Source organism: Oligella urethralis DSM 7531 (genome assembly GCF_000372065.1).
Taxonomy (GTDB): Bacteria; Pseudomonadota; Gammaproteobacteria; order Burkholderiales; family Burkholderiaceae_B; genus Oligella; species Oligella urethralis.
The window spans coordinates 109,809-131,191 of record NZ_AQVB01000003.1; the positions used below are offsets into that span (position 1 = coordinate 109,809).

Sequence of the window (21,383 nt, forward strand, 5' to 3'; positions counted from 1 at the left end):
GCGTCTCTACTTCGTTGTTTTCACCAAAGCACAGGCCGCTTGCTCACCCAATTCACAGGCCTTAAGAAAATAGCCCTGCGCTGTTGCCGCATCAGCGACTGTGCCTAAGCCCTGTTGATACATTTGCCCAAGGCGATAATTAGCGCCGGCATGATCTTGGGCCGCTGCCTCAGCATACAGCGTCAACGCAGCCGCATCATCACGTGGCAGCTTAAGCCCTTCAAAATACAGCGTCGCTAAGTGATACTGTGCTTCTACAAAACCCAGCGAAGCCGCATTTTTATACCAGCGCAAGGCGTTTTGCAGATTCACTGCAACACCCAGTCCCTGGTCATAAATGGTCGCCAGATTATAAATCGCCCGCGGATAACCACGCGCTGCCGCCGCACGAATCAACTCGCGGCCCTTGGCATAATCCTGCTGCACACCCCGCCCCTGCATATACAGCATACCTAAGCCATTTTGGGCAATGGGATCCTCACGCTCAGCAGCATGACCATACCATTGAAAGGCTTTTTCATAATTGATGGTGATGCCACGCCCCTCTTCATACATTTGCGCTAAAAAGGTCTGCGCCTCGGTTAAACCAGCCTCTGCCGATAATTTAAACCAACGAAAAGCCTCTGCTTGATTAATGGCGGTACCTAAACCATTTTGATAAATCACGCCCAATAATCCTTGCGCCTCCGCATCACCTGCCGCAGCAGCCTGCAATAGCCACTTATGGGCTTCACTATAATTACGCTCGGACGCATTGCCATTAAGTAAACGCGCCCCCAATTGCCTTTGCGCAACCACTTCGCCAGACTCGGCACGCTCATATAAAGCATCACTACCTTTTGAACCAGAACTAAAGGAGATAAAATAAAAAGCGGCAACGCAGACAAAAATTAAGATAAAAAATCGCATAGTAATCGCTTATCTGATGGAGCTACCATTCTAACAAATGCCGCAAGTCTCGCATGAGATGACTAGAGGCGATTTACTTTGTCGCCTCAATCGGCTTAACACCGATTTGCAGTAATGCCTCAGGCGTGATTTTTAGGCTAAGGCCGCGACGACCGCCATTAATAAATAGGCTGTCCATCTCAAAAATACTACGTTCAGCATAAATCGGAAGCTTCGCCTTAATCCCAAAGGGTGAGGTGCCGCCAAACTCATAGCCGGTCCATTTGTGAGCCAACTCATAGGAGGCTGGCACAATGTTTTTAACACCGAATAGCTTTCTTAAGGTTTTAGTATCAATGGTTTGATCACCGTGTTGTAAGACCATGTAGCCCTTATGCTTCTCATCGCTCAGCACAATACTTTTAATCACCTGATGCGTGGGCACCCCCAAAAACGATGCCATAAACTCTGCCGTACCTTCAATCTCGCCCTGACACTCAAATACCTCATAAGGTATTTTTTGACGATCTAAAAATAAGGTTGCGGGTGTTTTGATGGTGTTTTTCTTAGCGTGTTTCATGGTGATGCTCAGCCTTTGTCTTAACAGCCGGATAATCAGCAAACCAGCTGGAAGAGTATATGGTCAGATGACGATTGGTATGTAAGTCATCACTATAGCCTAAAATAGTGCTTTATTGCCTATATGCTAATACCATCTTAAGGTGAAGAGTAAATAATCGCATCGCCGCTATGATACTAAGACTGGTGATTATGCGAAAAAGAACTGAAGCTTACAACACTAGGCCACAAAACGGTCTTTTGCGCAGCGATATGCAGCCACTTCCACCTATTCTATACAAAATCCTGAAAATGTCTATCCGTAATTTGCCATCTTGTTTTTAACTGGCAGCATGCTAGAGTAGAAGTTCATGACGATATATTAAGAGAGGTTCCTATGAGTTCTGCTAATTTATCTATTAACGCTCATCGTTTGGAAGTAACTCCTGCTATCAGAGAGTATGTGCTTAAGCGCTTAGACCGTGTCTTACGTCACACCGAGGGTGCGACGGCTGCGATTGTTAATCTCTCGGTGGAGCCGCTTAAGCATTGCGCTGATATTACGGTACGAGTACCCGGCAAAGAGCTGTTTTGCGAATCCGTTGCCGATGATTTATACGCTGCGATTGATGCCTTGGCAGACAAGGCCGACCGTATGGTGCTAAAGCACAAGGGTAAGCAGCATGACCGCTCACATTCAGCTCGCCGCGCGGCTGTCTAAGGGTCTACAGTCTTAAGATATTAGGTAGCATGGCCGATTAAACCACCTATTTAATCGGCTTTCTTGAATTATATTTGCCACTAGCATATCATCAACTTTAAAGTATTTACCTGGCTTGATGCTAGTTTTTGATTCTTAACATGATTTTTGGTTATGATAGAAGCCTCTCATTGAGGAAATTAACTCACCTATGAACCATTTTGCTAATATTTTAAGCGTCAACAACATCCTTTTGGATATCAATGTCACTAGCAAAAAGCGTGCTTTTGAACAGGCAGCGCTACTCTTTGAAAACACTCAAGGCATCCCTCGTGCCACCGTCTTTGATAGTCTTTTTTCCAGAGAAAGACTCGGTTCGACGGCACTAGGTCATGGTGTGGCCGTGCCCCACGGGCGCATCCCTAATTTGACCAAGCCAGCGGCTGCTTTTATGCGCCTGAGCAACCCAATCCCTTTTGATGCACCGGACAATCAAAATGTTGGCATCATGGTGATTTTGCTCGTGCCTGAAAACGCCACCCAAGAGCATTTGGAAATTTTAGCCTCACTTGCCAAAACGCTTTCTAACGCAGAGACGAGAGAGCAGTTACTCAGTTTGGATGAGCCTGAGGCCATCTACGATTTATTCACTCAGCAATAGGTACTCGACAGCGTTATGGTTACTATCCGGGATCTGATCAACGAGCATAAAGACAGCTTAAAATTATCTTGGATAGCCAACGAGGAGCATGGCGACAGAGCCATCACTGATGAAGCACTCTCCTCCGCCGACCTAGTGGGTCATTTAAACATGGTTCATCCCGACCGCATTCAAGTGTTTGGGATCGAAGAGGTGACTTTTTATAATCGCCTACCAAAGCCTACTCAAAATCGCTTACTTAAAGAGCTGAAAACACATGATGTGCCCTGCATTATTATTGCCGAGGGGCTTGAGGTACCCACCTCCTTACATCGTTTTTGTAGCAAACAAGGGGTCCCACTCTTAAGCAGTCCAGCCGAAGCCGCCTACTTAATTGAGGTGATACGGATTTATCTAAGTCGTTATTTTGCACCCAAAACGACCGTTCATGGTGTTTTTATGGACGTGCTGGGCTTAGGTGTATTAATTACCGGTGAATCTGGACTGGGTAAAAGTGAACTTGCCCTGGAGCTTATATCACGCGGACATGGCTTAGTGGCTGATGATATCGTCGAATTTACACGTCCTTCACCACATGTGATCGAGGGTCGCTGCAACCCCCTCTTACAAAATCTCTTAGAAGTGCGTGGTATCGGTCTGCTGGATATTAAAACCATCTTCGGTGAAACCTCCGTTCGGCGCAAGATGAATTTAAAGTTGATTGTGCATTTAGTGAAGTCGCACGGTGAAGATTTCGAGCGCTTACCATTCCAAGATCAAAGCGAAGACATTTTAGGCGTACCCACACTGCGTGTTAAACTGGCCGTACTGGCCGGACGTAACTTAGCGGTATTGGTTGAAGCCGCTGTGCGTAACACCATTTTAAAACTGCGAGGCATTGATACCCTAGCCGAATTTATGAAGCGCCAATCCTTAGCCATACAGGAAAGCTCAAACAATGAATGACGAGATAACTCCCTTAGTTGTTATCACCGGTATCTCAGGTTCAGGCAAAAGTGTTGCCTTAAATCAATTAGAGGATCTGGGCTACTACTGTGTCGATAATTTACCCATCCAATTACTGCATGATTTTGTGGCAACCACGCGTGAAGCCGAGATTAAAAAGGTCGCCGTCGCCATTGACATCAGAACACCGGGGGATATTGGGGACTTACCAAATATTATCACCGCCCTACGGAGTCAGGGCACGCCGATACTTACTATTTTTCTAGAAGCAAATGATCAGACGATTCTACAGCGCTATTCCGAATCGCGGCGGCGTCATCCCTTAACTGAGCGACTCAGCCTTGCCGGTCACGCAGCACCTTCTTTGGAGGAATGCGTGCGCTACGAAAGAAAGTATTTAGCACCGCTTAAGTTGCAAGAACACAACATTGACACTTCAAACTTAAAGCCTGCGCAACTTCGTGCATGGATAAAGGAGCTCGTCGGGATCGATACGAGCAATATCCTCTTAACCTTTGAGTCATTCGCCTTTAAGATTGGCGTACCAACTAGTGCTGATTTAGTTTTTGATGTAAGATGTCTACCTAATCCTTATTACGACCGTGAACTGCGTCCCTTGACTGGTCGTGATGAGCCCGTAGCATTATGGTTAGCACAATTTGATATTGTGCACGAATTAATTAGCGATATTGCCAATTACATTCAGAAGTGGCTACCCTATTATCAACAAGACACACGCAGTTATCTCACCGTAGCCATTGGATGTACTGGCGGTCAGCATCGCTCGGTTTATGTAGTAGAGCAACTGGCTAAATTATTCTCCGACCATAAGCCGCTACGCGTCAGGCATCGAGCCCAGACGCCCAACCAGTAAGCATATGAGTATTAAAAAGTCATTATTAACGGTGTTAAGTGCCGGCGGTTTAATCCTCGCAGCTAATTCTGCCTCCGCCGCCCTGCAGCAAAACACCTCAATAACTGAGATCGTCGATGGCTCAAGCAGCGCCAAGACTGAGTCTTTCCGTATCACTGTGCATGGTATTTTCCCAGAGAGCGAGTACGAGCGCCTCTTTAATGGCTCCTTGGAAAATGCACCCACCTATAGTGAAGAGAGCCTAAAAGAGGCTGTTAATCCGCTAGCGGAGGATAAAGCGACCACTGATTTAGACACAGCGCCAGCTCTACGCGCTAAAAGCCAAAAGGGTTTAGCAACTGAGCACTTACGTGCCAAGCGTGGTAAATCCTACGTTGTTAAGGGTCGACGCTATACACCTTTTGCCTCTATCTCTGAATTTACCGAGACAGGTGAAGCCTCATGGTATGGTCCTGGCTTCCATGGTCGCAAAACGGCTAATGGCGAGCTTTATAATCAGCACAGCTTAACTGCTGCACACAAGGAGCTACCGCTAAATAGCGTCGTTCGTGTGACGCATGAGGTCACCGGTAAAAGCGTTGTTGTACGCATTAATGATCGCGGTCCTTTTCATGACAACCGCATCATTGACGTATCCTACGCTGCTGCCAAAGCACTTGGCATGGTTCAAAAAGGCAAGGCCCAAGTAAAAATCGAGCTTTTACCTAAGGGTAAACCGACGCTCTAAGACCTAGCGCTGATGGTAGGTAAAATCGTTTAAGCCAACAAGGCAATATGGATAGGCAGCTGTCATTTTTACAGCTGCTTATTTGTCTTTTAGCGCTAGCGCTGCTTGGTAGGCTTCGTCTCTGGCTACACCCATGGTTTTGTGCAGGATTTTTGCGCTGTCACGCACAGAGATCCCGTGGGCTAACAACTCCTTTAATAAAGGTTCATAGTCCTGCTTAGCTTGTGCCTGTGTCGCCGCTTCAAGCACCAACACAAATTCGCCCTTTTCTCGTTGAGGATCCTCGCTTAGCCAATTAACAAGCTCAACTATCGGTAACACCGCAATTTCTTCAAAGCGCTTGGTTAATTCACGCCCCACCATAATTCGCCGCGTCGGTTCCTCAGCCGCAAGAGCTACTAAGGCTTTAAAACAATCTTTAAGACGATGCGGTGCTTCATACATGATCACGGCCATTGGCTGAGCTAACCAATATTGAAGCCAGGCCTGGCGTGCGCCTTTTTTGCTCGGGACAAAACCTGCAAAAGCAAAGGCAGGCTGCTCATCACTACTAAATCCACTGGCCATCAATGCAGTAATCACCGCAGAAGGTCCAGGTATAGCACACACGCGATAACCTGCCGCATGCACCTTAGCCACAATTTTACCGCCCGGATCGCTCACCGCTGGGGCCCCGGCATCAGACACCAGCGCCACCCGTTGACCCGCAGCCAACCGTTCAATCAGCTTATCAGCCACACCCGCCTCATTATGCTGATGCGCGGCAATTAAAGGCTTATGAATGGAGTAAGCATTTAATAAGACTTGGGTCGCACGGGTATCTTCACAGGCAATCACATCCGCCAATTGCAAAGCGTAAAGCGCACGTTGCGAAATATCGCTTAAATTACCAATGGGGGTTGCGACCACATACAACGTGGCGCTAGGCCAATGCTGAGTCTGCACACGTGACTGTATGGATGCGTTAGTCAATTCCTGCGCCACCGTATCGGCTGTGGATGGATAAACTTGCCCGTCTTTTGTCATTTTTTGCTTTCCCCTATCTAAGATGAAGATTTTAACCGCTAGTTCTGCTAAAGGGGTCGTTTATGGAGCAGGCTAAGACTAAAATCAATATCCACGAGAGCACAATTAAGAATCACATGCAGCACCAGCCCGCAGAGCAAGCGCTAGTGTTTAAACTGGCGGCCGCAGCGCCTTTAAAAAGGTCCTATGGTAACTATGGGCGCCATCGCACCAAGGCAAAAAGACGCCAACAAAAGCACAAGCAGCTAAGCACACAAAGCAAGCTCTCAGCTACACAAGCGCAGGGACAACGGTATGAAGCCTTAGCGATTGATTTTTTAAAAGCCCAAGGCCTGTTGCTACTGGCTAAAAACCTACGTTGCAAGGTGGGTGAGATTGACTGCCTGATGCTGGACGCTCAAACGCTAGTCTTTGTCGAGATTAGACAACGCAGCTATGCCTACTATGGTGGGGCGGCAGCCAGCATTAATCAACAAAAGCAACTACGCATCAAGCTCGCCGCAAATTACTTTTTACCCCAAATCTGTCATCGTCTAGGTCTAAAGCAAATGCCTTACTGCCGCTTTGATAGTGTGACTTTTGATGGTAAAAAGCAGGATATGCAATGGTTGAAAAATGCCTTCTCATAAAATGACCGTACAACGTCAGATCGACCTGAGTCTCATTCAACTTTAGGCTATGATAGTAGTCTACGTTTTGAATCCATCACGAGAACCTTTGAAATGAGCATCTTAAATCGTATTGAGCAACACTTCCAGGATCATGCAGCCCTGATCCAAAAAAGTCTAGACGCGCTTGCTGAGCCTTTACAACAAGGGATTGATTTATTATTTAATACCATTAGCAATAATGGCAAGGTGCTCGCTTGTGGCAATGGCGGCTCAGCAGCCGATGCACAGCATTTTATTGCCGAATTAGTGGGTCGCTTTGAGCGTGAGCGCTTTCCTTTAGCTGGGGTAGCACTTAATACGGACACCTCAATTATGACCGCCGTGGGTAATGACTACGGTTTCGATCAGGTGTTTGAACGCCAAGTGCGTGCTTTGGCACAACCCGCCGACTTATTGGTGGCAATTTCCACTAGCGGCAACTCCACCAATGTCATTCGTGCGATTGATGCGGCCAAGGAGTATGATATTCCAATCATTGCCTTAACCGGTCGCAATGGTGGAACTATCGGGCAGATGTTAACATCTAATGATGTTCATCTTTGTGTACCTCACGAGCGCACGATGCGAATTCAGGAAGTGCATATTTTACTATTACACATTTTATGTGATGGTCTAGATGCGGCCATACTTGGAGACTAGTCGATGCTATCTACTTCTTTTGCACCTAGCAATAAAACCAAATTCTCACTGCTCAAGTCTCGCCAATTCCTCATGGTAGGTATCGTTGCCGCCAGCACGCTGTTATCAGCTTGCGTGCCATTGATGGTGGGGGGCTTAGCCACTGGCGTAGCAACCGTGGTCAGTGACCGTCGTCCGCCGAGCATGCAGGCCAATGACAAGAAAATCAGTCTCTATGCTGAACAAAAAGCTGGCGGCGCAGTGCCTGCCAATACCTCCCGTATTAATGCCATGACCTTCAATCAACGTGTCTTATTGACTGGTGAGGTGGCTAGCGAAGAGCATAAACGCGTGGCCGAGCAAGAGGTTCGGGAAATTGATGACGTTAATGAGGTGGTAAATCAGCTCCGCATCGGTCCAGTCGCTGATTTTTCAACCCGCAGTAATGACACCTGGATTAGCACCAAGGTTAAGACCGATTTATTAGCAACCTCTGGTGTGCCTAGCGGTACCATCCTGACCACCACCTCTCAAGGCGTGGTTTATTTGATGGGACAAGTCACTGCACAAGAAGCTGACGCCGCCGCCAACGCCGCTGCCGGTATTGCTGGGGTAAAGGGCGTGGTCAAGGTATTTGATATTGCTTCAAGCACTGACAAGGTATCTTCTACGCCACCAAAAACCAACCCTAGCAATGCCAATACAAACAGCAACCCTGCTACCAGTGGCGGTACACAAACCTTTCCTTTAACTAATTAAGATGATTTGAAATTCAACAGGGTCTGATTAGATGAAGAAAAATTTTGTTCTCCTTATCGTTGTTGCCGTCATCGCTATTCTAGGTGCAGTGGTTTATAACACGGTTTTTAGTAGCAAGACCGTCCCCGAAGTCACGCTTCACAGTATTGACGGGCGTCAATTCACAACCCATGATTTGCAGGGCAAGGTGACCATGTATAAATTTTGGGCCACCGACTGTGTGACCTGCATGCGTCAAATGCCTGATACGGTAGCACATTATGCTAAGTACAAGGATCAAGGCTATGAGACGGTTGCAGTCGCCATGAAGCACGACAGCGTTGCGGCCATTAATCGCTTAGTACAAGAACGCGGGTATGAGTTCACCATTGTGCATGACGCGGATGGTTCTATTGCCAAGGCCTTTGGTGATGTGCGCTTTACCCCAGTGGCTTTTTTAGTTGATCGCAAAGGCAAAGTGATTAAAAGCTTTATCGGCAACTACGATAAAAACCAATTTATTGAAGCGCTCGAAAAAGCCCTTGCACACAGCTGATAAACCCTTTACACAACCCCTTTTATAAGAGCTAACCATGACTGAGACAGCTATCACGCCTGCCATTAAAGCGGAGATTATCTCCGAAGCCATGCCCTATATTCGTCGTTTTCATGGCAAAACCATCGTTATTAAGTTCGGCGGCAATGCCATGGTGGACGAGCATTTACAAAAAACCTTTGCGCATGATGTGGCTCTACTAAAATTAATCGGCTTAAACCCGATCGTGGTTCATGGTGGCGGCCCCCAAATTGACCAAGCCCTTAAGCGTTTAGGCAAGGAGGGTACTTTCCTCCAAGGAATGCGCGTCACCGATGCCGAAACCATGGAAGTGGTTGAGTGGGTATTAGGGGGTCAGGTGCAGCAGGATATTGTAATGATGATCAATCAGGCGGGCGGTAAGGCCGTCGGTTTGACGGGTAAGGATGGCGGGCTGATTAAGGCCAGAAAAAAGCTAATGGACAATGCCGAGAATCCAGACCAACCATTGGATATCGGTTATGTAGGGGAGATTCAATCCATTGATCCAGCGGTGATTAAGGCCTTACAAAACGATCAGTTTATTCCTGTGATTAGCCCTATCGGCTTTAATGAGGAGGATAATGCGGTCTACAACATTAATGCCGACTTAGTAGCCGGTCGTTTGGCGCAAGTATTGATGGCTGAAAAGCTAGTGCTATTAACCAATATCCCCGGTGTGCTCGACAAGGATAAAAATCTCTTACGCCGTCTTAATACCAAGAGCATCAATGACTTAGCAGAAGACGGTACGATTTCTGGTGGTATGCTACCGAAACTGGCCGGTGCGCTTGAAGCAGCGAATGCTGGGGTCAATTCGGTCCACATTATTGATGGTCGTGTACCGCACAGCTTATTGCTCGAAATTCTGACCAATGACGGTGTAGGCACCATGATCACGGTCTAAGCAAGCAACGGACCGCATGCTTCGGACTCGTTTTATTCATCCCTTGAGGGCCAAAAGCCATCGCTATCGCGCGCAGACATCACCCGCTGCGCGCGTCTGGTTTTTTGACCTAGATAACACCATCCATGACGCTTCCCATGCCATTTTTGAGCAGATTAGCCTCGGTATGGTGAAGGCAGTGATGCAGCATTTGCACATTGATGCCGTTGCCGCCAAGCAGCTTTGTGAACGATATTGGCAACGCTATGGTGCCACCATGATTGGTATGCATAAGCACCATCAATTGGATCCCGAGCAGTTTTTACTAGATTCACATAACTTTGAAGTGGCGCAATACATGCGCTTTGAGCATCATTTAGCCACCCTGCTAGATGCGGTGCCCGGCACGAAGTATGTTTTAACCAATGCACCTGTACATTATGCCGTGCAAGTGTTAGAGGGCTTGAATATCATCCAATGCTTTGCTGGTATCTGTGCGATTAATCATATGCGGGTGCTAGGTGAATACAAGCCGAAGCCCTCGCCCGCACTATTACGACAACTACAAGCCAGTTTAGACCTAAAGCCGCAGCAATGTGTGTTGGTTGAGGATACGCTCAGCAACCTCAAATCCGCCAAAAAAGAGGGATGGCAAACTGTTTATATTTACCACCCCGGCACGCCCTTTGGTCCTCAACACATTATTCGACCGAGCTATGTCGATCTGCGTGTGCGCTCTCTAGCTGCGCTCCTAAGGCACCCCTTTGCACATCATTAAAAAAGCTACTCTGCCTTAGCCTGCATGGTTTGGCGCATACGCTCTGCATCGGCAAAACCGTTAATCCGTTTGCCATTATCAAAAAAGATCGCTGGTGTCCCTGCGACATTTGAATGCTGCATCAGGGCTAGTACCTCGTTAATCGGTAGCTCACATCTGTCCTGCTTTTTAGGACTGATATTTTTAGCCATCCAATCTTTCCAGGTTTGTACCGGATCCTTGGCACATAAGATATTTTCTGTCTTAGTAAATGAGTCAGGGCTTAAGATTGGCGTCACAAAGGTATAGACTGTCACATCCATTTGCTCAAACTCTGCTTGTAGCCTTTTACACCAAGGGCAATTCGGATCTTCAAAGGTCACTAAACGGTTTTTACCATCACCATAAACCATTTTAAGTGCTTTATCTAGCGGCAAGCTGTCAATATCAACACGATTCATCTCCTCTAACGCCAATTCAGTGAGGTTAGTATTCTTCTCCAAATCGTAAAGCTGGCCGCCGAAAATCACAAACTGCCTAGCTGCATCGGTATACACCACCGAACCCTGCACACGCACCTCGTAAAGATTATCAAAGGGCGTTTTTCTAACCTCGGTGACAGGCTGCTGAAGACGCTTTGTAAGACCCTCCTTAATCGACTCCTCAACACTTGTTGCCATAACAGTCTGTGAGGCTAGTAGCGCAAAAGCTGCCACACCACAATAGCTAATTTGCTTCAACATTGACCTAACTTGATTTAACACCATAATTCCTTTCCAATGACTGATTCACTCTATGATTACGATCTAAAAGCCTTAGTTCCCAGCAGCTGCGCGCACAAAGTACTTTTTCAATGGCGCAATCCTATCCACCAGTGATAAGCCGGTATTGCGCAACATCGCAAGTGCTGGTGAATTAAGGGCAAAGAGACGATATAAGCCATCCGTTGCAAAGCGCATATTAAAAATCGCCTCGGCTCGTTGATGCTTATAACGCTGCAATAAACGCATATCGTTTAAATCACGCATGGACTCACGCTCAATTAATACCTTACATAGCGTCTCCACGTCCCCTAAACCCAGATTTAAGCCCTGACCTGCCAAGGGGTGAACCCGGTGAGCGGCATCCCCCACGAGTGCCACGCCAGGACCCACCATAGCCGAACTCTCTAAGGTCAATGGAAAGCCATACATGGGACTACGTAATTGAATCTCACCTAAACGCTGACCTGCGATGGCCTGTAAGGCTGGCGGTAGACGTTGCGCCAGCTCCTCAGCTGACATCGCCAAATACTTATCAGCAATCGCCTGACGGGCCGACCACACCATCGACACCTGATGGCCATCAGCGGTATCCGGCAAGGGCAAAAAGGCCAACACACCACTGCCATCAAACCACTGAATGGCGGTATTAAGATGTGGTTTTTCTACGTTCAATTGCGCCACTAAACCGATATCGCCATAGGCTTTGAACTCATGTCGGATGGCGCAAATCTCACGCACGGTGGAACGAGCGCCATCTGCCCCTATCAGTAGCTTAGTCTGCAACAACTGACCGGATGCACAACGCACCTCGCCCTGCCATTGCTCATAGCCCTGAATCCTATCCTCTATCCAAGGCACACCGTAAACCTTAAGCGCATTAAACAGGGCCTGTTCAATTTCACCTGACTCAACAATATAAGCCAACTCGCTCATTTGTGACTGCTGTGCGTCCAACACAATCACCCCGTCCAGGTCACCGTGAACCTCCATCTGACGCACTGGATTGCGACGCTCAGCCGGCATCATCTGCCACACGCCCAGGCTTTCAAGAAACTGCTGGCTGGCAAGTGATATCGCGTAAATCCGCGGGTGATACTGCTCACCCAAACTATGCTTAGGCTGTACTTTAGGGGCTAAAATAGCGACCTTAAATTGATTTTTTGCTAATTGCAAAGCGGCTGCCATACCAGCAATGCCGGCACCACAGACCACCACATCGTAACTCATGCTCTGACTCCCGCTCATCTTGCGTTAGGCTCCCCCATGCCAACCGGCCATAAGACCCACACCTGCGTATCCTGCTTCATACGGCCGGCCTGCTCACCTGCCGCATCACCACTACCCCAGAAAAAATCCACCCGAGCAGCGCCCTTAATCGCACTACCGGTATCCTGCGCAAACACGACTTTTTCTAAAGGCGCATTAGATGCTGGATAGGTGGTGGCTAAATACAACGGGCTACCCAATGGCACATAGTCTGGGTCCACCGCAACGGTTCTTTGTGCCACCAAGGGAATGCCATAAGCGCCTTTTGGTCCGGCGATGCTGTCTTGAATCGCCTCTTCTCTGAAAAAGACCATGGCTTCGTTAACATTTAGCATTTCATCAACCCGATGCGGGTTTTGCTGCGCCCAGGCTTTGATATTTTGCATGGAAGTCTGAGCCAGCGGTAATTCGCCTTGGTCGGCTAACCAACGACCAATGGAGGTATAAGGACGACCATTATGATCAGCGTAGGCTAAGCGAATTGAACGACCATTATCCAATTGCACGCGACCAGATCCCTGAACCTGCAGAAAAAAGGCCTCCACCGGATCGTTTAACCAAGCAATCACTGGTGGTTTATCAGCACGAGCGGCAATTTGTGCTCGGCTATCATAAGGCACGACCTTATTGCCCTCCACCTTGCCGCGTACACGCTTACCAGCCAACTCAGGATAGACGCCAGCTAAATCAATAGTTAATAAATCCTTAGGCACTGCGTACATTGGCCATTGATTTTGACCGCCACGTGATTTGGAGCCATGTACGATGGGCTCATAATAACCAGTCGCCATGCCACGCCCAACGAGAGCCCAAGGCTGCAAATGCTGTTCTAAGAAAAACTTCATCGCACCAAGCTCAGGCGTTTCACCATGTTCACGGCTAAACTCTGCCACATCACGACAGAATGGCTGCCAATCCTGGGGTGTTGCCCGCGCTGGAATCGTCAACGAGCCTGACACTGGACGCATCAGACCGCGACAGTTATTAATCAGCGTAATCCACAGATGCTCGCCATTATCCTCGGACCAGCCGGGTAACTCATGCCATTGTGCCGGTCGATACTGCCCCTGCAAGGCCCGCGGTGCCGTTTGCGCAAAACTTGACAATGCGGGCACCTGTAAAGGCGCATGCATATCAAACGCCACCGACTCCACCTCAGCCGAATAATCTGAAGAAGTACTACAAGACAACAGAGCTAGACCAACGAGCCCGGCGATAAGCGATAGAGATAACTTCTTCATATAAAAAACCTTTAAATCAACTCTATTAAGAATGAAATGAATATAATATATTTAGTCTTATGTCTTATATAAGACTTTATTCTGCTTATATAAGATTTATTTTTGCCAATTGCTTAAAATCAATCAGGTATTAGTGTAAGATTTTCATCATAACATTATGATGCACTAGGCTAAATACGCCTATCAAATCTTTGGAAATATTATTAAACCTCTGAGGATATCAAATGACCCAATCTGCTTTCAAAAAAACGCTAGCAGGTCGTTCGCTGCATTACTACGATGCGCGTGCCGCCGTTGAAGCGATTCGCCCCGGTGCTTATGATAAGCTGCCCTACTCTTCACGTGTATTAGCTGAGAACTTAGTTCGTAAAGCTGACGGTCAAACAGACCAAGAGACCTTAAACACCTGGTTAACTCAGTTAACTGACAGAAAGCGTGAGGTGGACTTCCCATGGTTCCCTGCACGTGTGGTCTGTCATGATATTTTAGGTCAAACGGCTCTCGTCGACTTAGCTGGTCTACGTGACGCCATTGCCGACAAGGGTGGTGACCCCGCCAAAATCAATCCAGTCGTACCAACCCAGCTGATTGTCGATCACTCCCTAGCGGTAGAGTACGGCGGCTACGATCCTGACGCTTTCGAGAAAAACCGCGCCATTGAGGATCGTCGCAACGATGACCGTTTCCACTTTATTAATTGGAGCAAAACCGCCTTTGAAAACGTCGATGTGATTCCACCGGGCAATGGTATTCTCCACCAGATTAACTTAGAGCATATGTCACCGGTGATTGAAGTGCGCGATGGCGTTGCTTTCCCGGACACCTTAGTCGGCACTGACAGTCACACCCCGATGGTGGATGCACTTGGTGTGATCGCTATCGGTGTTGGTGGTCTTGAGGCCGAAACGGTGATGCTCGGACGTGCCTCCTGGATGCGCTTACCGGATATTGTCGGTGTCAAACTAAGTGGCAAACCGGGTGTAGGCATTACCGCCACTGATATTGTCTTAGCCTTAACTAAGTTCCTCCGTGATGCTAAAGTGGTTTCTGCCTATCTAGAGTTCTTCGGTGAGGGTACTGCCAACCTCAGCCTCGGTGATCGTGCCACCATTGCTAATATGGCGCCTGAATACGGTGCGACGGCAGCAATGTTCTATATCGATGACAAAACTATCGACTACTTAAAGCTAACCGGTCGCGAGCCAGAGCAAGTCGAGCTTGTTGAGCAATACGCTAAAACCACCGGCCTTTGGGCTGATGCGCTAAAGACCGCTGAGTACGAACGTGTTCTTGAATTTGATTTATCTACGGTTGAGCGTACCTTAGCCGGTCCGTCGAACCCACACAATTTATTACCTGTGAGTGAGTTGGGGAATCGTGGTCTGCTAGGTGACTACGAGAGCAAAGACGGCAAAATGCCAGATGGCGCCGTGATTATTGCAGCCATTACCAGTTGCACCAATACGAATAACCCCCGTAACGTCATTGCCGCCGCCCTCTTAGCACGCAATGCCAACCGTTTGGGTCTGTTACGCAAGCCGTGGGTTAAAAGCTCATTTGCCCCTGGCTCTAAAGCCGTTGCGCTGTATCTTGAAGAAGCAGGGCTGATGCCTGAGTTAGAAAAGCTCGGTTTTGGTGTGGTTGCCTTTGCCTGTACCACGTGTAACGGTATGTCCGGCGCCTTAGATCCTAAGATCCAAGAGGAAATTATCGAGCGTGATCTATACTCGGTTGCCGTGCTTTCTGGTAACCGTAACTTTGACGGTCGAATTCACCCTTATGCTAAACAAGCTTTTCTCGCCTCACCACCTTTAGTAGTCGCCTATGCGATTGCGGGTAGCATCCGTTGTGATATTGAAAAGGATCCACTCGGCTTTGACCAGGACGGCAATCCGATCACGCTTAAGGATATTTGGCCAAGCGACGAAGAAATCGACGCCATCCAAAAGCAAGCGGTGAAACCTGAGCAATATCGTAAGGTGTATATCCCTATGTTTGCCAAGGACGAGACCACGCAAAAAGCGGATAGCCCACTTTATAACTGGCGTCCTATGTCTACTTATATCCGTCGCCCTCCTTATTGGGAAGGCGCCTTAGCGGGTGAGCGTAGTCTCAAAGGCATGGTGCCTTTAGCGGTCTTGGGTGATAACATCACCACTGACCACTTATCACCATCCAATGCCATCCTACCTAGTAGTGCTGCTGGTGAGTACCTCGCCAAGATGGGTCTACCTGAGGAGGACTTTAACTCCTATGCTACGCACCGTGGCGATCACTTAACAGCCCAACGCGCCACCTTTGCTAACCCTAAATTGTTTAACGAAATGGTTCGCAATGAAGACGGCTCTGTTAAGCAGGGTTCACTCGCTCGCATTGAGCCCGAGGGCAAAGTCACTCGCATGTGGGAAGCCATTGAAACCTATATGGCGCGCGAGCAGCCGCTGATTATTATCGCTGGCGCCGACTACGGTCAGGGTTCGTCGCGTGACTGGGCTGCCAAAGGCGTACGCTTAGCCGGTGTGCAGGCCATCGTCGCTGAAGGCTTTGAGCGCATTCACCGCACCAACCTAGTCGGTATGGGTGTGTTACCACTACAGTTCAAAGAGGGTGTTAACCGTAACACGCTAGAAATTGATGGTACTGAGACCTACGACGTGATTGGCACACCTGCCCCAGGTTGTGATCTAACGCTACGCCTACACCGCCGTAATGGCGAAACGGTGGATGTACCAGTGACTTGCCGCTTAGACACGGCCGAAGAAGTGAGTATCTACCAAGCTGGCGGCGTATTACAGCGCTTTGCACAAGACTTCCTTGAGGCTGCAGACGCCTAATATAGACTCACTAGTTGCGCTTTAATAGGCATTGAGCTCGGGTTCCGATCCGGGCTCAACTTTTTATAAACTAGATGTATTCCTCAGCCTGGTGCGTATTGAGCGCAACTTAACGGGCTTTTCTAAAGGTCAAATTAATACGATGTGCACCCAACACGGGATGCTCCGCTTCCTTAAGTGGCATCACACCATGGTAACGCAATCTATCCACACCACCCCAGATCACTACATCACCATGAAATAAGGCATGCTTATCCACTTTATCGCTGCGCTCATGCCCTCCGAAAAGAAACACAGCCGGTAGGCCCAAAGACACGGAAACAATGGGCTGATTAAAATCGCGCTCATTTTTATCCTGATGCAATGACATTTTACTGCCTGGTCGATAGCGATTAATTAAACAGGCATTCGCAGCAAACCCCGCATAACCCACCGTCGCTGCAGCATCGTACGCCAACTTAAGAAATAACGCTGGCATACTAGGCCAAGGCTTAGCACTTAGGGGATCGAGCTGCACATAACGATAGCCTTGCTCATCACTTAACCAACCCCACTCCCCACAATTCGTCATTTCCACCGACATACGATGACCACCTGCGGTCTGCATCTGCCGAAAAGCTGCGACTTCAGTAATACGCTCTAACCTTGCGATGATCGGTGCCACCTTAGGCAAGGCAAAGCCACGCAGAATAAAGCTAGCGGCACCAATTTGCTCGCAGCTGTCTGAAGCACCATGCCTAAAAAATTCATCCTCATCAAACAAAAAGCCTTGCTGTGCCAATGCTACTTATCCTTTACCTTCAATGATCTTGTGCGTTTATCCTATGGCTGCCCAAAGGGTACTCACGCGATAAAAACGTGCCGAACAAAAAGCGCCATCAGTCCTAAGACTAACAGCGCTTTTGAAGATACTGCTAAAAATTTAAAAAAGCGTGATCAACGCATAATAACGTGACTAGCTAATCAATTAAGCCAATTCATTTTGAATTTTACGTTGTTCCAGCATTTGCATCAACGCCTCTACGCTTGCTGCATGCTCGGAAGCTTGCTCTGCTTCCTGCTTTAGATCCTTAAGAGATTCATCGTGAGTCATTGGTGCAAATTCTTCACGGAGACGAGTTAATAATTTCATAGTATGCTCCTAATGTTTTAATAATTATTACTATTAGCTTTGTCGCTCTACCGAGCTCATTTGATACAGTCCAAACATGAATTAAGTATGATGTCAGACGATATAGTAACGAGATAATATGACAATAGCATGAAAGCTTCATGCCAAATAATCATGGACTTAGCGTGCTTTATTGTGATGATTTATCAGCTGCTAGGCAGAGCATTCAGAATGAATTACGTAATTAGACTAAGCAAGCGCACTTAAGCTCCAAAGAGTAATTAAAACCAGTATTAACCCCTAATCAGCAGCTAAAGTCTTTATTCTTTTATTAAAAAATGTTTTAATGCCACTAACGAACAGGGGTGCTGCAGTTGCGGCTGAGAAATACCCTTTGAACTTGACCCGGTTAGTACCGGCGTAGGGAGTTTGTAGTAAGCACATATTGTGTTTACGTTTCTCTTGTGCTGAGATAGTAGGTTATGCTCACTATCCGCTCCACGCAAATTCATACCTCTGTTCACCTTTTACCACAACGGAGGCATTATGAATCAACGCGCATCATTAAACAGCACCCAAGCATTGAGCGACTTAAGCGAGGAAATCAGCTTACAGTTTGCCTATCCAAATTCTACTAAACACTATATTCAAGGCAGTCGTGATGATATTCGGGTACCTTTGCGCTTAATTGAACAGGATCCCACGATTACTGCGGCAGGCGAAGAGCTTAACCCACCCATCCCCGTGTATGATACTTCCGGTCCTTATGGCGATAGCGCCCAAGGCATTGACCTTAAAGAGGGCCTACCCAGTATTCGTGAGCGCTGGATTGAGGAAAGAGGAGACACCGAAAAGCTGCCTGGCTTAAGCAGTCAATTCGGTAACGAGCGCTTAGCTGACCCTAAGACAGCGCATCTACGCTTTAATGTGATCACTCAACCCAGACGCGCCAAAAACGGCAAAAACGTCACGCAAATGCACTATGCTCGCCAAGGGATTATCACCCCTGAAATGGAGTTTGTAGCCTTACGTGAACAATTGATGTTGGATAAATTAATGTCTGATCCCGCTTATAGCAAGCTCTTAAGACAGCATGAGGGATTTGATTACGGCGCCAATTTACCTAAGCGACCAGAAGATATTACGCCGGAGTTTGTTCGCAGTGAAGTCGCTGCCGGTCGCGCCATTATTCCGGCCAATATCAACCACCCAGAATTAGAGCCAATGATTATCGGTCGTAATTTCCGCGTCAAAATCAACGGCAACTTGGGCAATTCCGCTGTCACCTCCTCACTCACCGAAGAAGTCGAAAAAATGGTTTGGTCACTGCGCTGGGGTGCAGATACCATTATGGATCTCTCCACTGGCGCCCATATTCATGAAACGCGTGAATGGATTATTCGTAATGCCCCGGTACCTATCGGCACCGTACCTATTTACCAAGCCTTGGAAAAAGTCGGTGGCATTGCCGAAGACCTAACATGGGATTTATTCCGTGACACCTTAATTGAGCAAGCCGAACAAGGCGTTGATTACTTTACCATTCATGCCGGGGTGCTGCTGCGCTATGTACCGATGACAGCGGATCGCGTCACTGGTATTGTGTCTCGTGGTGGCTCGATTATGGCGAAATGGTGTTTGGCACATCACCAAGAAAACTTCTTGTATACACATTTTGATGAGATCTGTGAAATCATGAAGGCCTACGACGTATCCTTCAGCTTAGGTGATGGCTTGCGTCCGGGTAGTATTGCCGATGCCAATGACCAAGCACAATTCAGTGAGCTTTATACCTTGGGTGAGCTGACTGCCAAAGCCTGGGAGCATGATGTACAGGTCATGATCGAGGGTCCAGGCCACGTACCAATGCAACGTATTCAGGCTAATGTCACCGAGGAGCTCAAGCATTGCTATGAGGCGCCATTCTATACCTTAGGGCCACTGGTAACAGATATTGCGCCCGGCTATGATCATATCACCTCTGGTATCGGTGCGACCAATATTGGTTGGTACGGTACTGCCATGCTGTGCTATGTAACACCTAAAGAGCATTTGGGTTTACCTGATAAAGAGGATGTACGTACCGGCATTATTACCTATAAAATTGCCGCCCATGCGGCCGACCTAGCCAAGGGCTGGCCAGGCGCTCAATTGCGTGATAACGCGCTCTCCAAAGCACGTTTTGAGTTCCGCTGGCGGGATCAGTTCCGTTTAAGTCTGGATCCAGAACGCGCTGAGTCCTATCATGACCAAACATTGCCAGCGGAAGGGGCTAAGATCGCGCATTTCTGCTCCATGTGTGGACCGAAGTTCTGCTCGATGAAGATTACTCAGGAGGTACGCGACTACGCTAAAGCGCAAGAGGGTATGCAAGAAAAATCCATTGAGTTTATTAAGCAGGGCAGTAAGATCTATAGCTAATCACTCGTTTTAATGTCACTATTAACGCCGTGCGAGCTCAATGCTTGTGCGGCGTTTTTTCTATGCTTAAAAGCGATGAATCGTCATATTAGATTCATTATTCAGTGGTAGTATAAATAAAATAAGCAGATATTTTTTACCAAAGAAATCACACACATTAGGTTTATATTATGAGTCAATCTCTATCAGAAAACGCGCGTCGTCTTTACGCTGAAATCATGGATAGCTTTGATGAAGAGCTAGAAATGGAAATTGACGATGAACGTTATCAGGCATTACTGACTGAAGCGGGTCAAACCGTTCACGATGAAGGCATGGATCGTCGTCTATATTTCCGTGAATTGCTCCGCTTACAAGGTGAGTTGGTTAAGTTGCAGGACTGGGTAGTAGAGAAAAAACTCAAAGTGGTGGTGATTTTTGAAGGACGTGATGCCGCCGGCAAGGGTGGTGCCATTAAGCGCATTACTCAGCGTCTAAACCCACGTGTCTGTCGTGTTGCCGCCCTACCCGCACCCAATGATCGCGAACGCACCCAATGGTATTTCCAACGCTACGTATCCCATTTACCTGCTGGTGGCGAAATCGTGCTATTTGACCGCAGCTGGTATAACCGTGCCGGGGTCGAGCGCGTGATGGGCTTCTGTACCGATGAGGAATACGAGGCCTTTTTCCGTGACGTGGGCGAGTTTGAAAAAATGCTGATCCGTAGCGGCATCATCTTAATTAAGTATTGGTTCTCAATTTCCGATGAGGAGCAGCACCGTCGCTTTATGATGCGCATGATCGATCCCTTAAAGCAGTGGAAGCTATCGCCTATGGACCTAGAGTCTCGCCGTCGTTGGGAGGACTATACCAAGGCTAAAGAAATTATGATGGCACGTTCACATATTCCTGAGGCCCCTTGGTGGGTCGTTGAGGGTGATGACAAAAAACGGGCTCGTTTAAACTGCATCTCGCATCTATTGTCGCAAATCCCGTATGCGGATATTGAGCATGATGAAGTAGAGCTGCCCGAGCGCATCCATCATCCTGACTACAAGCGCTTACCCACACCTGACGAGATGCTGGTGCCAGCGATTTACTAAGCTATCGTAACTCGGCCGTGAGTTAACTTAGTGTCTCA

The 21,383-nt window shown here is 47.8% G+C and carries 22 protein-coding genes and 1 riboswitch; of the genes, 14 read left to right on the forward strand and 8 right to left on the reverse strand.

Features of this window, described 5'->3' with window-relative positions; translation table 11 throughout:
• Positions 1-6: 6 nt before the first annotated feature.
• Entirely contained in the window at positions 7-909 is a 903-nt protein-coding gene (locus A3GA_RS0103015; protein ID WP_018025908.1) for a tetratricopeptide repeat protein, read from the reverse strand.
• Positions 910-982: 73 nt separating this feature from the next.
• Positions 983-1,468 carry an aminoacyl-tRNA deacylase gene (locus A3GA_RS0103020; protein ID WP_018025909.1) on the reverse strand — a complete coding sequence of 162 codons (486 nt, stop codon included), beginning with the start codon at positions 1,466-1,468 and terminating at the stop codon, positions 983-985.
• Positions 1,469-1,843: 375 nt separating this feature from the next.
• On the opposite strand from A3GA_RS0103020, the gene hpf reads away from it, so the two are divergent.
• From hpf to A3GA_RS0103045, 5 genes are all read left to right on the forward strand, one after another.
• Positions 1,844-2,167 carry a ribosome hibernation-promoting factor, HPF/YfiA family gene (gene hpf / locus A3GA_RS0103025; RefSeq protein WP_018025910.1) on the forward strand — a complete coding sequence of 108 codons (324 nt, stop codon included), beginning with the start codon at positions 1,844-1,846 and terminating at the stop codon, positions 2,165-2,167.
• 190 nt (positions 2,168-2,357) lie between these two features.
• Positions 2,358-2,807, forward strand: a complete 450-nt coding sequence (locus tag A3GA_RS0103030) for a PTS sugar transporter subunit IIA (RefSeq protein ID WP_018025911.1) — start codon at positions 2,358-2,360, stop codon at positions 2,805-2,807.
• A gap of 15 nt (positions 2,808-2,822) precedes the next feature.
• Positions 2,823-3,752, forward strand: coding sequence for an HPr(Ser) kinase/phosphatase (gene hprK, locus A3GA_RS0103035; protein ID WP_018025912.1), 930 nt, complete (start codon positions 2,823-2,825; stop codon positions 3,750-3,752).
• A 4-nt stretch (positions 3,753-3,756) separates the two neighbouring features.
• Positions 3,757-4,626, forward strand: a complete 870-nt coding sequence (gene rapZ / locus A3GA_RS0103040; RefSeq protein WP_161797540.1) for an RNase adapter RapZ — start codon at positions 3,757-3,759, stop codon at positions 4,624-4,626.
• A gap of 4 nt (positions 4,627-4,630) precedes the next feature.
• Positions 4,631-5,353: a septal ring lytic transglycosylase RlpA family protein gene (locus A3GA_RS0103045; protein ID WP_018025914.1), complete on the forward strand. Its 723-nt coding sequence runs from the start codon at positions 4,631-4,633 to the stop codon at positions 5,351-5,353.
• 78 nt (positions 5,354-5,431) lie between these two features.
• On the opposite strand, the gene rsmI is transcribed toward A3GA_RS0103045, so the two are convergent.
• The gene (rsmI, locus tag A3GA_RS0103050) at positions 5,432-6,379 is read right to left on the reverse strand and encodes a 16S rRNA (cytidine(1402)-2'-O)-methyltransferase (protein ID WP_018025915.1); all 948 of its coding nucleotides are present in this window, start codon (positions 6,377-6,379) and stop codon (positions 5,432-5,434) included.
• 62 nt (positions 6,380-6,441) lie between these two features.
• On the opposite strand from rsmI, the gene A3GA_RS0103055 reads away from it, so the two are divergent.
• From A3GA_RS0103055 to A3GA_RS0103080, 6 genes are all read left to right on the forward strand, one after another.
• Positions 6,442-7,008 carry a YraN family protein gene (locus tag A3GA_RS0103055; protein WP_018025916.1) on the forward strand — a complete coding sequence of 189 codons (567 nt, stop codon included), beginning with the start codon at positions 6,442-6,444 and terminating at the stop codon, positions 7,006-7,008.
• A gap of 93 nt (positions 7,009-7,101) precedes the next feature.
• On the forward strand, positions 7,102-7,689 hold the full coding sequence (locus A3GA_RS0103060; RefSeq protein WP_018025917.1) for a phosphoheptose isomerase: 588 nt from the start codon (positions 7,102-7,104) through the stop codon (positions 7,687-7,689).
• A 3-nt stretch (positions 7,690-7,692) separates the two neighbouring features.
• Positions 7,693-8,427 carry a BON domain-containing protein gene (locus A3GA_RS0103065; RefSeq protein ID WP_018025918.1) on the forward strand — a complete coding sequence of 245 codons (735 nt, stop codon included), beginning with the start codon at positions 7,693-7,695 and terminating at the stop codon, positions 8,425-8,427.
• 31 nt (positions 8,428-8,458) lie between these two features.
• Positions 8,459-8,962 carry a peroxiredoxin family protein gene (locus A3GA_RS0103070; protein WP_018025919.1) on the forward strand — a complete coding sequence of 168 codons (504 nt, stop codon included), beginning with the start codon at positions 8,459-8,461 and terminating at the stop codon, positions 8,960-8,962.
• 37 nt (positions 8,963-8,999) lie between these two features.
• Positions 9,000-9,887 (forward strand): acetylglutamate kinase, encoded by an 888-nt coding sequence (gene argB / locus A3GA_RS0103075; protein WP_018025920.1) that lies wholly within the window; start codon positions 9,000-9,002, stop codon positions 9,885-9,887.
• A 16-nt stretch (positions 9,888-9,903) separates the two neighbouring features.
• Entirely contained in the window at positions 9,904-10,644 is a 741-nt protein-coding gene (locus A3GA_RS0103080) for an HAD-IA family hydrolase (RefSeq protein ID WP_018025921.1), read from the forward strand.
• Positions 10,645-10,649: 5 nt separating this feature from the next.
• On the opposite strand, the gene A3GA_RS0103085 is transcribed toward A3GA_RS0103080, so the two are convergent.
• The 3 genes from A3GA_RS0103085 to mltA form a co-directional block, all read right to left on the reverse strand.
• Positions 10,650-11,366 carry a DsbC family protein gene (locus A3GA_RS0103085; RefSeq protein ID WP_018025922.1) on the reverse strand — a complete coding sequence of 239 codons (717 nt, stop codon included), beginning with the start codon at positions 11,364-11,366 and terminating at the stop codon, positions 10,650-10,652.
• A gap of 72 nt (positions 11,367-11,438) precedes the next feature.
• Positions 11,439-12,614, reverse strand: coding sequence for an FAD-dependent monooxygenase (locus A3GA_RS0103090; RefSeq protein WP_018025923.1), 1,176 nt, complete (start codon positions 12,612-12,614; stop codon positions 11,439-11,441).
• Positions 12,615-12,628: 14 nt separating this feature from the next.
• The gene (gene mltA / locus A3GA_RS0103095) at positions 12,629-13,894 is read right to left on the reverse strand and encodes a murein transglycosylase A (protein WP_018025924.1); all 1,266 of its coding nucleotides are present in this window, start codon (positions 13,892-13,894) and stop codon (positions 12,629-12,631) included.
• 224 nt (positions 13,895-14,118) lie between these two features.
• Here mltA and acnD point away from each other — a divergent pair, with 224 nt between their 5' ends.
• On the forward strand, positions 14,119-16,728 hold the full coding sequence (gene acnD, locus A3GA_RS0103100; protein ID WP_018025925.1) for a Fe/S-dependent 2-methylisocitrate dehydratase AcnD: 2,610 nt from the start codon (positions 14,119-14,121) through the stop codon (positions 16,726-16,728).
• Between the two features lie 109 nt (positions 16,729-16,837).
• Here acnD and alkB read toward each other — a convergent pair whose 3' ends face one another.
• Together alkB and A3GA_RS12155 are read right to left on the reverse strand one after the other, a co-directional pair.
• The gene (gene alkB / locus A3GA_RS0103105; RefSeq protein ID WP_018025926.1) at positions 16,838-17,509 is read right to left on the reverse strand and encodes a DNA oxidative demethylase AlkB; all 672 of its coding nucleotides are present in this window, start codon (positions 17,507-17,509) and stop codon (positions 16,838-16,840) included.
• Between the two features lie 186 nt (positions 17,510-17,695).
• Complete coding sequence (locus A3GA_RS12155; protein ID WP_018025927.1) at positions 17,696-17,860, reverse strand: hypothetical protein; 165 nt, start codon at positions 17,858-17,860, stop codon at positions 17,696-17,698.
• A 330-nt stretch (positions 17,861-18,190) separates the two neighbouring features.
• A riboswitch (TPP riboswitch) is annotated at positions 18,191-18,283 on the forward strand.
• 102 nt (positions 18,284-18,385) lie between these two features.
• On the opposite strand from A3GA_RS12155, the gene thiC reads away from it, so the two are divergent.
• Entirely contained in the window at positions 18,386-20,260 is a 1,875-nt protein-coding gene (gene thiC / locus A3GA_RS0103115) for a phosphomethylpyrimidine synthase ThiC (RefSeq protein WP_018025928.1), read from the forward strand.
• Between the two features lie 170 nt (positions 20,261-20,430).
• Positions 20,431-21,345 (forward strand): polyphosphate kinase 2, encoded by a 915-nt coding sequence (gene ppk2 / locus A3GA_RS0103120; RefSeq protein WP_018025929.1) that lies wholly within the window; start codon positions 20,431-20,433, stop codon positions 21,343-21,345.
• Positions 21,346-21,383: the final 38 nt, after the last annotated feature.

Excerpts from the sequence above, each read along its gene's own strand:
- thiC (WP_018025928.1), top strand. The coding sequence starts at position 18,386 with ATGAATCAACGCGCATCATTAAACAGCACCCAAGCATTGAGCGACTTA.
- A3GA_RS0103065 (WP_018025918.1), top strand. The coding sequence starts at position 7,693 with ATGCTATCTACTTCTTTTGCACCTAGCAATAAAACCAAATTCTCACTG.
- A3GA_RS0103080 (WP_018025921.1), top strand. The coding sequence starts at position 9,904 with ATGCTTCGGACTCGTTTTATTCATCCCTTGAGGGCCAAAAGCCATCGC.
- A3GA_RS0103085 (WP_018025922.1), bottom strand. The coding sequence starts at position 11,366 with ATGTTGAAGCAAATTAGCTATTGTGGTGTGGCAGCTTTTGCGCTACTA.
- A3GA_RS0103045 (WP_018025914.1), top strand. The coding sequence starts at position 4,631 with ATGAGTATTAAAAAGTCATTATTAACGGTGTTAAGTGCCGGCGGTTTA.
- A3GA_RS0103020 (WP_018025909.1), bottom strand. The coding sequence starts at position 1,468 with ATGAAACACGCTAAGAAAAACACCATCAAAACACCCGCAACCTTATTT.
- A3GA_RS0103030 (WP_018025911.1), top strand. The coding sequence starts at position 2,358 with ATGAACCATTTTGCTAATATTTTAAGCGTCAACAACATCCTTTTGGAT.
- hprK (WP_018025912.1), top strand. The coding sequence starts at position 2,823 with ATGGTTACTATCCGGGATCTGATCAACGAGCATAAAGACAGCTTAAAA.
- acnD (WP_018025925.1), top strand. The coding sequence starts at position 14,119 with ATGACCCAATCTGCTTTCAAAAAAACGCTAGCAGGTCGTTCGCTGCAT.
- mltA (WP_018025924.1), bottom strand. The coding sequence starts at position 13,894 with ATGAAGAAGTTATCTCTATCGCTTATCGCCGGGCTCGTTGGTCTAGCT.
- rsmI (WP_018025915.1), bottom strand. The coding sequence starts at position 6,379 with ATGACAAAAGACGGGCAAGTTTATCCATCCACAGCCGATACGGTGGCG.
- argB (WP_018025920.1), top strand. The coding sequence starts at position 9,000 with ATGACTGAGACAGCTATCACGCCTGCCATTAAAGCGGAGATTATCTCC.
- A3GA_RS0103015 (WP_018025908.1), bottom strand. The coding sequence starts at position 909 with ATGCGATTTTTTATCTTAATTTTTGTCTGCGTTGCCGCTTTTTATTTT.
- A3GA_RS0103070 (WP_018025919.1), top strand. The coding sequence starts at position 8,459 with ATGAAGAAAAATTTTGTTCTCCTTATCGTTGTTGCCGTCATCGCTATT.
- A3GA_RS12155 (WP_018025927.1), bottom strand. The coding sequence starts at position 17,860 with ATGAAATTATTAACTCGTCTCCGTGAAGAATTTGCACCAATGACTCAC.
- hpf (WP_018025910.1), top strand. The coding sequence starts at position 1,844 with ATGAGTTCTGCTAATTTATCTATTAACGCTCATCGTTTGGAAGTAACT.
- A3GA_RS0103055 (WP_018025916.1), top strand. The coding sequence starts at position 6,442 with ATGGAGCAGGCTAAGACTAAAATCAATATCCACGAGAGCACAATTAAG.
- A3GA_RS0103060 (WP_018025917.1), top strand. The coding sequence starts at position 7,102 with ATGAGCATCTTAAATCGTATTGAGCAACACTTCCAGGATCATGCAGCC.
- ppk2 (WP_018025929.1), top strand. The coding sequence starts at position 20,431 with ATGAGTCAATCTCTATCAGAAAACGCGCGTCGTCTTTACGCTGAAATC.
- A3GA_RS0103090 (WP_018025923.1), bottom strand. The coding sequence starts at position 12,614 with ATGAGTTACGATGTGGTGGTCTGTGGTGCCGGCATTGCTGGTATGGCA.